General features: G+C 65.6%; 14 protein-coding genes. 11 read left to right on the top strand and 3 right to left on the bottom strand.

Features of this window, described 5'->3' with window-relative positions; translation table 11 throughout:
• Positions 1-21: 21 nt before the first annotated feature.
• Positions 22-1,095: a type III secretion system export apparatus subunit SctU gene (sctU, locus tag C2L66_RS34665; protein ID WP_060608323.1), complete on the bottom strand. Its 1,074-nt coding sequence runs from the start codon at positions 1,093-1,095 to the stop codon at positions 22-24.
• Positions 1,096-1,339: 244 nt separating this feature from the next.
• Between sctU and C2L66_RS34660 the strand changes: the two genes are divergently transcribed.
• The 10 genes from C2L66_RS34660 to sctC all read left to right on the top strand — a co-directional run bounded on the left by C2L66_RS34660 (position 1,340) and on the right by sctC (position 10,966).
• Entirely contained in the window at positions 1,340-1,933 is a 594-nt protein-coding gene (locus tag C2L66_RS34660; RefSeq protein ID WP_060608320.1) for an HrpB1 family type III secretion system apparatus protein, read from the top strand.
• A 15-nt stretch (positions 1,934-1,948) separates the two neighbouring features.
• Positions 1,949-2,341, top strand: coding sequence for a type III secretion protein (locus C2L66_RS34655; protein ID WP_060608317.1), 393 nt, complete (start codon positions 1,949-1,951; stop codon positions 2,339-2,341).
• Positions 2,341-3,141 (top strand): type III secretion system inner membrane ring lipoprotein SctJ, encoded by an 801-nt coding sequence (gene sctJ, locus C2L66_RS34650; protein ID WP_060608314.1) that lies wholly within the window; start codon positions 2,341-2,343, stop codon positions 3,139-3,141. The genes C2L66_RS34655 and sctJ overlap by 1 nt, the downstream gene beginning before the upstream one ends.
• A gap of 8 nt (positions 3,142-3,149) precedes the next feature.
• Positions 3,150-3,878 carry a type III secretion protein HrpB4 gene (locus C2L66_RS34645; protein ID WP_231950319.1) on the top strand — a complete coding sequence of 243 codons (729 nt, stop codon included), beginning with the start codon at positions 3,150-3,152 and terminating at the stop codon, positions 3,876-3,878.
• Positions 3,863-4,645 carry a type III secretion system stator protein SctL gene (gene sctL / locus C2L66_RS34640; RefSeq protein WP_060608307.1) on the top strand — a complete coding sequence of 261 codons (783 nt, stop codon included), beginning with the start codon at positions 3,863-3,865 and terminating at the stop codon, positions 4,643-4,645. The genes C2L66_RS34645 and sctL overlap by 16 nt, the downstream gene beginning before the upstream one ends.
• Complete coding sequence (gene sctN, locus C2L66_RS34635; protein WP_060608305.1) at positions 4,642-6,039, top strand: type III secretion system ATPase SctN; 1,398 nt, start codon at positions 4,642-4,644, stop codon at positions 6,037-6,039. The genes sctL and sctN overlap by 4 nt, the downstream gene beginning before the upstream one ends.
• Positions 6,036-6,533, top strand: coding sequence for a type III secretion protein (locus C2L66_RS34630; RefSeq protein WP_060608302.1), 498 nt, complete (start codon positions 6,036-6,038; stop codon positions 6,531-6,533). The genes sctN and C2L66_RS34630 overlap by 4 nt, the downstream gene beginning before the upstream one ends.
• A complete protein-coding gene (gene sctT, locus C2L66_RS34625; RefSeq protein ID WP_054932286.1) occupies positions 6,530-7,405 on the top strand; it encodes a type III secretion system export apparatus subunit SctT in 876 nt (291 codons plus the stop codon). Before C2L66_RS34630 ends, sctT begins: the two co-directional genes overlap by 4 nt.
• 255 nt (positions 7,406-7,660) lie before the next feature.
• Positions 7,661-9,115, top strand: a complete 1,455-nt coding sequence (locus tag C2L66_RS34620) for a helix-turn-helix transcriptional regulator (RefSeq protein WP_060608298.1) — start codon at positions 7,661-7,663, stop codon at positions 9,113-9,115.
• A 51-nt stretch (positions 9,116-9,166) separates the two neighbouring features.
• Positions 9,167-10,966 (top strand): type III secretion system outer membrane ring subunit SctC, encoded by a 1,800-nt coding sequence (sctC, locus tag C2L66_RS34615; protein ID WP_054932284.1) that lies wholly within the window; start codon positions 9,167-9,169, stop codon positions 10,964-10,966.
• A gap of 8 nt (positions 10,967-10,974) precedes the next feature.
• Here sctC and C2L66_RS34610 read toward each other — a convergent pair whose 3' ends face one another.
• Positions 10,975-12,219 carry an NAD(P)/FAD-dependent oxidoreductase gene (locus C2L66_RS34610; RefSeq protein WP_060608295.1) on the bottom strand — a complete coding sequence of 415 codons (1,245 nt, stop codon included), beginning with the start codon at positions 12,217-12,219 and terminating at the stop codon, positions 10,975-10,977.
• A gap of 550 nt (positions 12,220-12,769) precedes the next feature.
• Between C2L66_RS34610 and C2L66_RS34605 the strand changes: the two genes are divergently transcribed.
• Positions 12,770-13,828: an acyltransferase family protein gene (locus C2L66_RS34605; protein WP_082670497.1), complete on the top strand. Its 1,059-nt coding sequence runs from the start codon at positions 12,770-12,772 to the stop codon at positions 13,826-13,828.
• A 20-nt stretch (positions 13,829-13,848) separates the two neighbouring features.
• On the opposite strand, the gene C2L66_RS34600 is transcribed toward C2L66_RS34605, so the two are convergent.
• On the bottom strand, positions 13,849-14,316 hold the full coding sequence (locus tag C2L66_RS34600; RefSeq protein WP_054932301.1) for a CBS domain-containing protein: 468 nt from the start codon (positions 14,314-14,316) through the stop codon (positions 13,849-13,851).
• Positions 14,317-15,011: the final 695 nt, after the last annotated feature.

Here is a 15,011-nt window from a genome sequence, read left to right as displayed (position 1 = left end):
AGTGTGTAGTAGGGCGGGTCTTCAGCCGGATAGCGACGGCGCCGCATCGGCGTCGCGCGGCAGCGCGAGCGAATCGACCCAGCGCAGGATCGCGGCGACGGCTTCGAACAGTTCGTCGGGAATCGGCTCGTCGAGCTCGACCTTGTAGAGCGCGCGCGCGACGGGCGGATGGCCGACGATCGGCACGCCCGCGAGCTGCGCGTCGCGGCGCATCTGCAGCGCGGCTTCGTCCATGCCCTTGGCGATCACCACGGGCAGTGGATATTCGTCGGGCGCGTAGCGCACGGCCACCGCGTAGTGCGTCGGGTTCACGACCACCATGCTCGCGGTCGCGATCTTGCGCGGCGCGGAGGTCGCAAGCTCGCGCGCGAGCTTGCGCCGCTCGCCCTTGATGATGGGGTCGCCTTCGTCCTGCTTGAACTCGCGCCTGATTTCGTCCTTGCTCATTTTCTTGCCGCGAATGAAGAGGAATTTCTGCAACTTCAAATCGACGCCGCCGAACACGACATACAGCGCGGCCGCGACCGCGAGCAGCCGGATCACGACGAAACTCGCGAGCTTCGACAACTCGGGCAGTGACTGGAACAGGGAACCCGTGACGAGCGGCAGCAAGCCCGTGATCGTCTTCCACATCACGATAGCGAGCACGATGCCCTTGATCGTCATCTTCGAGAGTTCGAGCAGCGACTTGAGCGAGAAGATGCGCTTGATGCCCGCCATCGGGCTGACGTTCTCGAACTTCAGGCCGACAGCTTTCATCGAAATGACGATGCCTGTCTGACCGGCGAGCGCGGCGACGGCGGCGAGCATCGCCGCGCCGAGCGTCGGCAGCAGCGCGCCCGCCATGCGCGAGCCGATCTGGCTCAACGCGAGCAGCAGGGTCGTCATGTCGTGCGGCCCGGCGACGAACTTCAGCGCGATCGAAATGCACGAGCGCAAGCCATCGACCATCCTGTCGCCCGTCGCCATCAGCATGCCGACGCCCGCGGCCAGCAGCGCGCCGTCGACGAGGTCCGTGCTCTTCGCGACCTCGCCGTCCTCGCGTGCCTTGCGCAGGCGTTTCTCGGTTGGCTGTTCGGTTTTGTCGTCGCTCATGGGTGCTCCCTCCTGTGCACCGTTATGTGCTGGCGCAGTGTAGGTTGGGCGCGGCAGCGCCTGTGCAGCCGGGGCGAAGCCCCGGGCACGAACACGAAGCAGGGCAAGACGGCACGTTCGGGACGCCGCCAGGTTCGCTTTCGCGCGACTCGCTTCGGTTGCAGCACGAGCCTCGCGGTGCCTGCCTGATACCTTGCGTAGCGATGACGCCCAGCGTCCTGTTTTCACCAAGAGGGTCCACGCCATGCTCGCCAAATCATCGCAACCTGCTTCCTCTCGCGCCGCGCCGAACTATCTGCAATGCGGCGATGCAACCTTGAACGCGCTGATCGAGATTGCATCGGCGGGGCTGTTCCGGCATTTCCCGCAAGCCAGCGCCGACACGACCGATATCGAGCTGGTGCTCGACGCGTTGCGCGCGTTCCGTCCGAAGGTGGCCGAGATCGATACGCTCGCGGGCGTGCTGCACATCGTGAACGGCCGCTGGGAAGAAGCGTCGCGCACGCTGCGCGACGTGATCGACGCGGCGCCGTCGTTCTCCTACGCGAAGGGGATGTATGCGTACTGCCTCGCGGCGCAGAAGGACGCCGGCTGGCGTCAATGGGCCGACCAGGCGCTCGAAGGCGAGGCGGGCCCGGAAACGCGCGCGCTGGTCCGTGCGCTGACCGTGCGTGCCGATCTCGAAGCCGCGCGTGCGAATCATCGCGGCGGCGAGTTCGTGCTGCCGGCGTCGTATCTCGACCTCGCCGAAGAGCAGGAGCGCGAGCAGACGAAGACCGCGCGACAGCCGTCCGGCGACGCGCCCGCGTTCGCGTCGCACGCGTTCTTGCGCGCCTGACAAGAGGAACCCTTCATGTCGATCTCCACGATTGCCGAAGCCGCCGTGCACGCCGCCGCCGATGCCGCGAAGCCCGAAGCCTTGCCGCAGATGCCCGCGCCCGAATCCGTCAGCCGTTTCGAAGACCTGATGCAGCAGCCGCTCGCCACGCCCGGTAACGACGCGTCGCAGCACGCGGGCAACCATGTCATCGACGCGATCCGCAAGCAGGACGGCCAGATGGAAGCCGCGCTCGAACAGGTCGAAACCCTTAGCGCGAACGCCGCTTCGCTCACGCCGACGCAGCAGATCGCGGCGGCTGCGCAGGTGTCGCTGAACCTGTCGCTCGCGCAGTTCGATTTCCAGACCAAGATGGCCGTGGTATCGGCGTCGAAGTCGTCGGCCGAAACGCTGATGAAGAACCAGTGATGAGCATGGCAACCCTGACTCCATTCACCAGACGCATGCTGACGGCCAGCGTGCTCGTGGCATGCGCGCTGCTGGCGGGCTGCAAGAAAGAGCTCTACACGGGTCTTGCCGAAGAGGACGTCAACGAAATGACGGTCGCGTTGCTGGAGCGAGGCGTACCCGCCGACAAGAGCACGCCGGACGGCGGCAAGACCTACACGCTTCAGGTCGGCGACGGCGACATGGTGCGCGCGATGCAGGTGCTGCGCGAAAAGGGCCTGCCGCACAGCAAGTTCGACGATCTCGGCAGCCTGTTCAAGAAGGATGGCCTCGTCTCCACGCCGACGGAAGAGCGGGTGCGTTTCATCTACGGGCTGTCGCAGGAATTGTCGGGCACGCTGTCGCATATCGACGGCGTGCTGGTCGCGCGCGTGCAGATCGTCATTCCGAACAACGATCCGCTTGCGCAGACCATCAAGCCGTCGTCCGCTGCCGTGTTCATCAAGTACCGTCCGGGCCTCGAACTCGATGCGCTGGTGCCGCAGATCAAGAACCTCGTCGTGCATAGCGTCGAAGGACTGTCGTACGACCAGGTCAGCGTGACGGGCGTGGCGGCCGATCAGGTGGATGTGGATAGCCGCGTGAGCGCGCATGCGCCCGTCTGGCCGTTCGTGCTGAGCGGGCTGTTCGCGCTGATGGCGGCGGGCATCGGCGCAGGTTATGTGTTTCGTGCGCGGCTGGGCAGCATCGTCGCGCCGCTCAGGGCAAGTCTTGCGTCGCTCGTGCAACGCCTGCCGCGACGCAGGCAGAAGTCGGCATGAGTATGGCGATGGCAGCATCCGCCGCGATGCCGCGGCAACGGTCTAAAAACGAGCCGCGGCTCGCACCCGCCGACGCCGCGCAAATTCTGCTCGGCTGGCAACGCAATGCGCGCAGCGCGTTGAAGTGGCTGCATCGGGACTGGCTCGCAACCGCACTGGGCATCGATCCGGCGTCCCGTCACGAAGCCGCGCTGGCCGCGTTGCGCGAACGGTGCGACGAAGCCTGTTCGCTCGCCATACTGCGCGTGCTGCTGCCTTCGCCGCCGACGCTCGACGCATTCATCGCCAGGCCCGCCGTACGGCTGGACGCGCTGCCCGTCGCAACCGGCTTGCGCGTGTTGCGGATGCAGGCCTTGCTGGCGCGGCGCGCGGAAGTGCGGCGTCTGGTCGATCGGAGCACGCGCACGCGCCTCGCGGACTGGATCGGTTGTCCGCTCGACGATCTGCTTGGCAAGGCAGTACCCGAAGCGCCGTCGCTGGCCGACGCGAAACGCGAGCGTGCCGGCACGCTCGCGCTCGGCTCGCTCGATGCCGATGCGCTGGCGCTCGAAGGGTTGGCACGGCTGCCGCTAATGGACACGTCCCCAATGATGCTGCGACTCGCGCTGCCACGTGCGGACGCCGGGCCGGCCACGGCGCACGCGAAGCCTTCGGAAGGCGACTGCGAAGATGCGTTCGCGTTGCTGCGCGAGCGCCTCGTTCCTCTTTTGCCGGAGTATGCATGGTTATCTGGCTGAGCCGTCCGCGCGAAGCGCACGCGACGCCCGACACGGGTCGCAACGACATGCGCAAAGGCAGGAACGAGCCGCGAGTCGGACTTGTCGGCGATATCGTGCCGCGCGAGACCTTCGGCATGCTCGCGACGATCGACGATGTATACGGTCGAGTCGAGGCCGAACGTCAGGCGATTCTCGCCGCCGCGCAGATCGAGTGCGAACGGCTGCTTCAGGCGGCGCGCGATGAAGCAAAGGCGCTGGTCGCATCGGCGGCGCGAGAGCGTGAAGCGGCGTCGGAGCAGGGCTATGCGGAAGGCGTCGCGCGAGGCGAAGCGCAGTGGATCGAGCGCGTTGCAGCGCTGAGCGCGGACGCGCAGCGCCTGCAACAAGGCATGCGCAACCGGATGGCCGAACTCGTGATGCTCGCCGTCGAGCAACTGGTGCGCGCCGAAAGCGCGCAGGCATTGTTCGCGCGGGCGACGGACACGATCGACCGCATCGTCGAAGGCTCGACGAACCTGCGCGTGAGCGTGCATCCCGCGGATCTCGACGCAGCGCGCGCCGCATTCGGCGAGTTCGACGCGCGTCTGCGCATGCTGGGTCGACCCGTGCCGCTCGCGGTGACGGCAGACCCCCGACTGGAACCGGGCGCATGCGTGTGCGAGTCCGAGCTGGGTATTGTCGACGCGAGCCTGACGACACAACTCGATTCGATGCGCGCGGCAATCGTGCGGGCACTGAATTCCTCGCTGAACATCCACAGCGCGCAAACCGGGACACACGCATGAGCACGACGGCCTCGAAGCAATCACCGCAAGCCCCGGCGCTGGCCGACGTATTCGGCCTGCACGAACACGGCCTGCGCGAACTGGGCGGCGCGATCGAGCGCGAGATCCGTGCGCTGTTGCCCGTGCGTCAGACGGGCAAGATCGCTGAAGTGGTCGGCACGCTGATCAAGGTCGCGGGCATCGACCTGAAGCTCGGTGAGTTGTGCGAGCTGCGTACGCCGCAGGGCAAGCTGTTGCAGCATGGCGAAGTGATCGGCTTCACGCGCGAGCATGCCGTCGTGTCGCCGTTCGCGCAGTTGACCGAAGTGTCGCGCGCGACGCATGTGATCGGCTTGCAGCGGCCCTTGTCGGTGCCCGTCGGCGATGCGCTGCTGGGCCGGGTGGTCGACGCGCTCGGCCAGCCGATGGACGGCCGTGGCCCGATCCAGGCGGAACGCAGCCGGCCCATTTTCGCCGACCCGCCCAACCCGATGACGCGCCGCATGATCGAGCATCCGATGGCGACGGGCGTACGCGTGATCGACGCCATGACGACGCTCGCGGAAGGCCAGCGCATGGGCATCTTCGCGCCGGCGGGCGTCGGCAAGAGCACCTTGCTCGGCATGCTGGCGCGTGGCGCGCAATGCGACATCAACGTGATCGCGCTGATCGGCGAACGGGGCCGGGAAGTGCGCGAGTTCGTCGAATTGATTCTCGGCGAGCAGGGCATGGCGCGTTCCGTCGTCGTATGCGCGACGTCGGACCGTTCGTCGAGCGAGCGCGCGAAGGCGGCCTACGTCGCCACCGCGATTGCCGAGCACTTTCGCGACGAAGGCAAACGCGTGCTGCTGATGATGGATTCGCTGACGCGCTTCGCGCGCGCGGGCCGCGAGATCGGACTCGCAGCGGGCGAGCCGCCCGCGCGGCGCGGCTTTCCGCCTTCGGTGTTCGCGGAGTTGCCGCGTCTGCTGGAGCGCGCCGGGATGGGCGAGCGCGGCTCGATCACCGCGCTCTACACGGTGCTCGCCGAAGACGAGTCGGGCAGCGATCCGATCGCCGAAGAGGTGCGCGGCGTGCTCGACGGTCACCTGATCCTGTCGCGCGAGATCGCCGCGCAGAACCGCTATCCTGCCATCGACGTGCTCGGCAGCCTGTCGCGCGTGATGTCGCAGGTCATGCCGCGCGAGTTCATGGCGTCGTCCGCGCGGCTGCGCAAGCTGCTCGCGAAGCATCGTGAGGTGGACATGCTGCTGCAGATCGGCGAGTACCAGCCTGGCACCAATGCGCTCGCCGACGAAGCGATCGCGAAGATCGACGCGCTCAAGGCGTTCCTGTCGCAGCCGACGGATGCCTACGCGGACCCGGCTGAAACCGAGGCCGCGTTGCACGAACTTGCGCAGGGTGACGCGCAATGAGCGCGCCGAAACGGCAGATCGCTGCATTGTCGCGCGCCGTGTCGCGCCGCCAGCGCGCCGAACAGGACTTGCGCGCGCGGCTCGCGCAACGCGTCGCGGCACGCTTGCCGCTGGTGGAACGCGAAGCGCAGGCGCGCGGGCGCGCGGCGGAACTCGAAGCGCAGGCCCGTTCGTACCGGCAGCGCATCAGCGCGATGATGGCGGGCGCGGAGCCGTTTTCGATCGACACGTTGACAGCGATCCGCCTGTATGCGGACGAGGTCGACAGACAGTTCGCCACGGCATCCGACGCCGTGACGGCAGCGCAACAGGCGCTCGCCGCGCACGATGCGGAAATCGCGAGCACGCGCGGCGAGATCGCCAGGAACCGTGGACGCATCGACCTGTGCGAAAAGCGCATCGGCACGTTGCAGCGCGTGCTCGACGGCATTGCCGCCGACGCCGAAGACGAAGACATCGAGGAGACGGCGCTCGCGCGCCTTGCACGCGGATGAACGAGCTGTTGCAGTTTTATGGCCCCTGGTTGCTCAGGCACCTTGCCGTGCTCGGCGTCTGCTCGCTGCGGCTCTACGCGATCATGACGCTGTTTCCGCCCACCGCCGACGGCGTGCTGCAAGGCCGCCTGCGCAACGGTGTCGCGTTGAGCTTCTCGCTGTTCGTCGCGCTGGCGCAGCCGGAGTCGTTCGCCGAGTCGCTGACGGGTTTCGCGCTGGTGGTCACGAGCTTGCGCGAAACGCTGATCGGCGTCGTGATGGGCTTCGCGGCGGCAACGGTATTCTGGGTCGCGGAAGGCGCGGGCATCTATCTCGACAATCTCACGGGCTACAACAACGCGCAGTTGAGCAACCCGATGCTGTCGCAACAATCCACGCCGTCCGCGACGCTGCTTGGCCAGATTGCGACCGTTGCGTTCTGGTCGCTCGGCGGCATGCAGTTTTTGCTGGAGGCGCTGTACGAGTCGTATCGATGGTGGCCGGTTGCATCGACGCAGCCGATGTCGACGGATTTTCTGGCCGTGTTCGCGATGCATCAGACGGACACGCTGATGCAGACCATCGCGAAGCTCGCCGCGCCGATGCTGCTCGTCCTGCTGCTGATCGATCTCGGTGCGAATCTCGCGTCGAAGGCCGCGCAGAAACTCGATCTGAGCGCCTTGAGCCAACCCATCAAGGGCGCGGTGACGGTGCTGATGCTGGCCGTCTTCGCGGGGCTGTTCGTGCATCAGGTGCAGGATCAGCTCGACTTGCGGCTCTTCAGGGAGCAGGTCCGCGCGATCGCCCAACTGAGCGATCGCGGCACCGATCTGAAGCCCGGTGCGCAGACTCATCGTAACGAGCGCAACGGGCGCAACGATATCGCGCCGTGATGTGGGCGGCCCGCGCGCGACCCGCGCGCAACAAAAGAAGTGAGCTTTGTTGAGGGTTCTTGTCTGCCGCGCGCGCCAATTCTCAACTTTACTCAAGCCTCAACGGTTTCCTCTGATTATTGAGCTTTTCAGATTTCTGCCTGGCTACAGTGCATTCCGTCACCGCGACTTCATCAGCAAGAACGTCGCAATCGTTTCAACGCGCTCGCGCGGCGTCATCCCGACGGCGGCGCGCGCTCCACGACGGAATCAGCCATGCTCGTTACTTACTACTTCCCGTATGTGTCGATGCTCAACGCAGCGTCGGTGCCTTCCAGCGTCGTCGATCTGATCCGCAACGGTCATGTGCATGCCGCGGCGGCCAATGTGCAGCGGCTCGTCGATAGCCACGACGATGCGCCGCCTGCCGCGCTGCTGCAATTGCAGGGCGATCTGCAACTGTCGCTCGGCATGGAGGTCGATGCCGACGACTCGTACCGCGAAGCGCAAAAGCGCATGCGCGACGACAAGGACGGCATGCGCTTCGCGTCGTGCCGCAACGCGGGCTGGCAGGCGCTGTTCCGTTACCGCTACGGCACCGCGATGTCGTGCTTCATGCAGATCGCCGATCATCCGCTGGCGAGCGCGGCGCTGCGGCTCGATGCGCTGTTCGGCGCGTTCGGCGTGCTGTTCAGCGTGGGCCGTCTGCGCGATGCCGATGCCGTGCTCGATACGCTCGAAGACCTGCTCGACGAAGCGGCCTCGAACGGCGCGTTTCATCATGCCGACGGCTGGCAGCGTCTGTTGAGCACCGTGCGCTTCGACGTCGAAGCGCAGAGCACGCTGCGCTCGCGTGCGGCGCTGTCCGATCACATCTACTGGCAAGTGGGCCTGACAGGCGACGCCGCGCCGCGCGTCGCGCCGCAGCGGCCCGCCGCGCTGCGCCTGCTGACGGGCGCGATCGAAGACCCGTTGCTGCGTGGCCGCGTCGAGTTTCTCGATGGGCTTGCGCGGCTGGCGGGCGGCGAGCGCGAGGCGCAGCAGCGGATCGTCGCGCATGCGGAGTGGGCGGGCAAGCAGGGCATCCAGAACTATCAGAGTGCGGTGCGTATCGAGATCGTGCTTGCGAGTCTTGCGGGCGGCGTGTCGTCGCTGGCCGAGTCGGTGCTCGTGCTGCTGACGGCCGAGGTGCGCATGCCGCAGAGCCACCGGCAACTCGAGTATCTGTATTGCCTCGCGAAGCTGCGCCATTTGCAGGGGCGCAGCGGCGAGTCGCTGGAGCTGTACACGCGCTATGCGCTGGCCGCCGTCAGTTGCATCCGCGACGAAGCGGGCGCGCTCGCGCGCTACGTGCAGCGCATCGCGCGCGCGCCGGAACAGCTCGACGATATCGGCACGCGGTTGCCTGCGCGTTATCGTCGCGCGTACCGGTATCTGCTCGACAACCTGGAGCGCAAGGATCTGTCGATCCGCGAGATCGCCGCGCAAGTCGGCGTGACCGACCGTGCATTGCAAAGCGCGTTCAAGACGAGCCTCGGCTCGACGCCGACCGAGATCATCCGCCGCCTGCGCATGGAGCGCATTCGCGCGGAACTCGAAGCCGACGACAGCGCGCACGAGCAAGGCATTCTCGCGACAGCCGTCAAGTGGGGCGTCAGCAACCGCTCGACGCTCGTCAACAGCTACCGTCGCGAATTCAACGAATCGCCCTCGGACACGCTGAACCGCTGAGATTCTTTCGAGACCATTCCGCCAGAACCACACCTATACCGAGCGTCGAACATGAAACTCACATTCCGTCACCGCGCGATCGCGGCTGCCCTGTTGCTGATGGGCCTGAACGCGGGCCACGCCGCGCCGATCACGTGGCGGCCCGGCGAAGTGCATATATCCGTGGAAAGCCGCGATCTCAAAGACGTGCTGCGCGACTTCGCGGCTAGCCAGGGCATTATCGCGACGATCGCGCCGAACGTGCAGGGCACCGTGTCGGGGCGCTTCGATCTGCCGCCGCGCAAGTTCATCGACACGATGGCGGCGACGTTCGGCTTCGTGTGGTTTTACGACGGCAGCGTGCTGTCCATCAGCACCGCCGACGACGTGACCACCAAGGTCATCAAGCTCGACTTCGCGGGCACGCAGAGCCTGCGCTCGACGCTTAAACAGATCGGGCTCGACACCGACCGCTTCCCGATCGTCTACGACCCGGAGCAGGGCGTTGCGCTGATCACCGGGCCGCACCGGCTGATCCAGCTCGTCGACGAAGTGGCCGCGCGGCTCGACCAGAACGCGAACCGCCGCACGGGCAGCGAAGTGCGCGCGTTTCCGCTGCGCTACGGCTGGGCGGCCGACCACACGATCACCGTGAACGGCAAGACCCAGGTCGTGCCTGGCGTCGCGCATGTGCTCGCGAGTCTCTATCACCCGGAGCGCGACAGCGATCAGCAGGGCACCTCGCGCGCATCCGCCGACGGCACCGCGAACCTGCAACAGGTCAGCCCGTATGCGGACGTGCAGGGCGGCACCAACGGCGGCTCGCCGTACAACAACGGCGGCGTGAATCCGCCGCTGCCCGATGTGTTCGCAGGCGTGACGGCGGCGGGCGGCGGGCCCGTTGCGATGCCAGGCGCGGGCGGCGTGGGTGGCACGCAGGGCGGCGCATCGGGCAGCGGGCCGCAGAGCGCGGGCCGCGCGGCGACGGCGGCCGTGCCGGACGGCGCGGGCTCGCTGCCCGTCATCCAGGCCGACGCGCGGACCAATTCGGTGCTGATCCGCGATCTGCCCGATCGCGTCGGCCAGTACCAGCAGCTGATCGACCGGCTCGACGTGAAGCGCAGGATGGTCGAGATCGAAGCGCACATCATCGAGATCGACGACGGCGCGTTGAAGCAACTGGGCGTCGACTGGCATGCGCATTCGAGCCACGTCGATTTCCAGACGGGCAGCGGCAGCGCCAACGCGAACAACTTCAACGGCACGGTGAGCCCGACTTTCTCGTCGCTCGATACGGCGGGCAATCTCGTCGCCACGGCGACGCCGACGGGCGGCTCGCTCACGGCTGTGATCGGCGACGCGAGCCGCTATCTGCTGACGCGTATCGATGCGCTGGAGCAGACCAATCTCGCGCACATCGACGCGAGCCCGAAAGTGGCGACGCTCGACAACGTCGAAGCCGTGATGAACAACAAGACGCAGTTCTTCATTCCCGTCTCGGGTTTCACGTCGAGCAATCTGTTCAGCGTGCAGGTCGGCAATACGCTGCGCGTGCTGCCGATGGTGGTCGATACGAACGGCGTGCAGCAGATCAAGCTGCAGGTGCACGTCGAAGACGGCCAGCCGACGGGCAACAGCGTGAAAGACATTCCCGAGATCCGCACCAGCGAGATCGATACCGAGGCCGTGGTCGGCGAAGGGCAGAGTCTGCTGATCGCCGGTTACCGGATCGACAACGACTCGACTCTGAATACGGGTGTGCCCGTGCTGTCGAAGATTCCCGTGCTCGGCGCGCTGTTTCGCTCGCGCACGCATCAGAGCAGCCACATGGAACGGCTCGTGTTGCTGACGCCGCGCGTGATCGAATTCTGAGCGCGGCTTCAGTCCGCGTCGCGGACCGTGTAGGGCGGCGCCTGCACGACGGGCGCTGCCGCTTGCAGGATGTCTTCGCGGCACTTCGTGCTGGGCGGATAGATACGCTCGCAGTTGATCGTGCGCTTGGTCTGCTTCGCGGCAGCCCCTTGCGACGCGAGGCGGCGTTCCCAGCCTTCCGTGTAGACGGCGCCCCACGGACCGAGATCGAGAATGGTCGTGTACCAGTCGATGCAAAGCGGCAGCATCGCGAGGCCCAGCAGGTCGCAGACGGCGTTGTGGCCCGCATGGCGCCCCATCGGGCGGCTGTGCTGGCAGGACATCACGGATGGCCGCTCGCCGTCGATCAGGATGCGCGCGCAATCGCCCGCTGCGAAAACGCCGGGTACGCTGTCGACGCGCAGGAAGGCATCGACGGGCACGCGTCCGAATGCATCGGGTGTGACGGGGAATTGCGCCGTCAGCGGACTGGCGCGCATGCCGCCGCACCAGACTACCGTTGCGGCGTCGATGGGTTCGCTGTTTGTCAGTTGAATGCCGTCGCGTGTGACGGATTCGAGCGACACGCCCGGCCGAAGCTCGACGCCTTGCGCGCGCAGCGCTTCTTCGATCACCGGCTGCGCGCCGCCCATCGCCTGGCCGATCTTCGCGGAGCGGTCGGCGAGAATCACGCGCACCTCGGCGCTCGCGTTGCCGCCTGCAATGCCGCGCAGACGCGCGGGTAATTCGGCGGCGAGTTCGACGCCCGTCAGGCCTGCACCCACGACAACCACCGTATAGCGTCCCGGCGCCTCGGGACGTTCCGGCAAGGCAAGCAGATGTGCATGCAGCTTCGCGGCGCCGTCGAAGGTATCGACGTCGAAGGTGAACTCGCGCAGCCCGGGAATGGCCGGGCGCGCCAACTCGCTTCCCGCTGCGAGGATCAGGCGGTCGTAGCTGATCCATTGAGTAGATGAATCGCCGGATTCGAAGCCGACGCGACGATCGGGCAGATCGATCGAGCGGACCATGCCCTGAAGCCGCCGCACGCCCGCCGGATCGAGCACGTCGGCCAGCGGCACGAGCGTGGCGTCGAGCGGCTGCTCGTAGTTGCGCACGCGAATGCTGTGACACGGCGTGCTGTTGATCACGACGACTTCGACCTGATCCGCGGGGACGCGCAGCTCGTCGAGCTTGCGCGCCGCGCCGAGCGCGCTCCACAGTCCGGCAAAGCCGGCGCCGATCACTACGATCCGCTTCGTGTCCGTTTCCATGTCGGGCGTGCTCCCTGGATTGGAGTGTGGGGCGCAACGTCATTGGTTGCGCGTGAACCTATCTGTGTGCGAGCGTCGGCATCCGGTAATCTTTGCGTTTCCTGTCCACCTTCTGTGCGCCGCCTAACAGTAGCGCCTTTGGGCAAACATTACCATCGCTGGGAGTGGACGTTCGCGCGCCATTTTTTACGACCCGTTTGCCGCTATATGTGTGGGACCTCGCGCTGATCCGGCCTCGATACGCTCTATGATCGGGTCGTGACTACCGCGATCGCAAGACAGAATTCGACGCTTCGGTTGGAATACCGCCGTCTGTCATTACAAACTCCAGTTCAAGCGATGAAACCATCGTGCTCCGGATCGCATGAGTGCCCGGTGCGAACGGGTGTGTCTCACACGGGTCGACGCAGCGGCGGCGATGAAAGATTTAGTCAGGAATACTGGTAAAAGGCACGATACCCACGGCGATCCTGTGACCGCCGCGACCGTATCTCGGCCTTCTCAGGGCTGGAGCACAGCCAGGTACGGTTTACTCATCAACGGGTGAGCGATGCGCAGGCTGAATTCAATAAGAATCCTTCGCGCAGTCACAGCGACGACTGTCGTCGTGCACCACGTCCTGATACAGGACGGGCGGATGTTCGGCGAATTTCGCGTCGACGTATTCTTCGTACTAAGCGGCTTTGTGATCGCACTCGCGCTCGAAGCGGGCACGCACAGCGTGCGTGACTTCGTCACAAGCCGCTTGGTGCGGATCGTGCCGCTCTATTGGCTCGCGACGTTGCTGGTGTTCTTTGGCGCGCTGCTTAGACCCGATCTGTTCAATTCGACGACCGCCAACATCCCTGGTCTGCTGAAATCGCTTTTCTTCATTCCATACAGGAAAGAGAGCGGCCATATGTTTCCGATGCTGTTCGTCGGCTGGACGCTGAACTACGAGATGCTCTTCTACGCGACGTCGGCGCTTGCGCTGTGGCGGTTCCGGCGGCATGTCCCGTTGATATTCGCGGCGATCACGCTGATGCTCGCCACGCTGTTCCTGATCGCAAGCCTCGCCCATTCGAGCCGGCCGATCGTCGAATTCCTCGCCTATGACCGGTTGCTCGAATTCCCGTTGGGTATCGCCGTGTGGTTCGTATGGAGGAAAGGGGTGCGCATTCCCGTCGCGCTGGCCGCGACGGGAGCCGTCGCGATGTATGCGCTGATGACCTGTATCGAACGGGTATGGCCGGACATCTCCCCGCTTCTGGGAAATGGCGTGCCGACCTGTCTGCTGCTGCTGAGCACGCTGAGTCTCGAAGGGCGCGTGGTGGACAGCGCCTTCACACGCGGATTGCTGTATCTCGGCGATGCGAGCTATGCGACCTACCTCAGCCACCCGTTCGTCATCGAGGCAATGCGCAAGCTGGTCCCCAAAGTCGTGCATGGTTTCGATGTGCGCTCGCCAACAGGGGTGATCCTTGCGATCGTGGTGGCTTCGGCGGTGGGTTGCGTGGTCTATCGCTACATCGACAAGCCGTTGCATCGCGCGATCGGGCGCCTGATCAAGGTCAAGCGTGCCGTCAATGCGCCTGCTGCGGGTAAGGACGCGTCTTGCCGTGTGACCTGAGGGGCGGCCGCGCGTGAAGCCTAGTAGGCACCGCCCGTATCGACGGAAAGATAGAGCATGTCATGTTCGAGAAGGTTGATGAAATGCTCGTCTTCCTGGATCAGCTCCTCTAGCACGTCGCTGTTGGACAGCACGCCGATAACCCGTCCGGAATCGATCACGGGCAGATGCCGTATCCGCCGGATATGCATCAACGCGAGGCACTGTTCGCACGTGTGCTCGGGCGTGACGTAAAACACCTGGGTCGTCATGATGTCGCCCACTTGGGTCCCGGCGGCACTGCGGCCGGCCAGTTCGACCTTGCGCGCGTAGTCGCGCTGCGACAGGATGCCGACAAGATTGCTGCCCTGCAACACCAGCACCGTGGTGACATCCTCGTCGGCCATCAGACGCAGCGCCGTTAGCACGGCGTCCGTGGGGCCGACCGAAATCACGTTCCGGGGGTTCTCGGACAGAATTTGCCGGGCGCTCTTTCTCTCCTTTTTCATGATCGTCTCCACGAGAGGACGGACAGCTGCGCACGCCGGCGCCATCGATCTGCTTACGTGCCTGCCCGTTTTTCAACGATGGTTCATTCAAGTGTAGTCGCTTCGTGGAGGTGCGGATCCGGCGTCGAAGGCCCCGCCGGTGCGGTCGGGCATGTGGCGGCCGAAGGGCCGGTTACCGAACGCCGTTGAAGGTGCGCCGGGCGAGATGTCTGGCGGTCTGTAGCGTTTGGCGGGTTCGCGCTGGATATCGAAGCTTGCGGTCGCTTCCGCGATGCCGCGACGGGCCGTTCCGGGGCGCGGCGAACGGCGTACACTGTTAATACGGCGAAACTGCCGTGTCGGAGGTTGCTATGGCCCGAAAGTTCTCTGATATCTTCAGGCGGCGCCCAGTGACAGGCGCCCCTGACGACGCAGCCCACGGTGAATCTCAAGCGCAACGAGATGAGCACACGCGGTTTTCACCGGCGCAGGCCAAAAAGCTCTGGGAGACGATAGGTCGTCGTCGCCACAGAGATGCGCGGGGCCGCTAGCGTAAGCTGCCTGCGGCGACTGCGCCCGCAATCACCGCAACGGCGGGGCTGAATCGAATGGCCTGTTCGCCCCGCTCCATCCATCTGCAATCGCGCGGCGAGTGACAATGCTGTCTGTCGCGATGAATCAGGCGCTCAAAGCCCGCCCGTCTCGATGAGAGGGCG

Source organism: Paraburkholderia caribensis, from assembly GCF_002902945.1.
GTDB classification, from domain to species: Bacteria; Pseudomonadota; Gammaproteobacteria; order Burkholderiales; family Burkholderiaceae; genus Paraburkholderia; species Paraburkholderia caribensis.
This window is presented reverse-complemented; position numbering and strand designations above follow the sequence as displayed.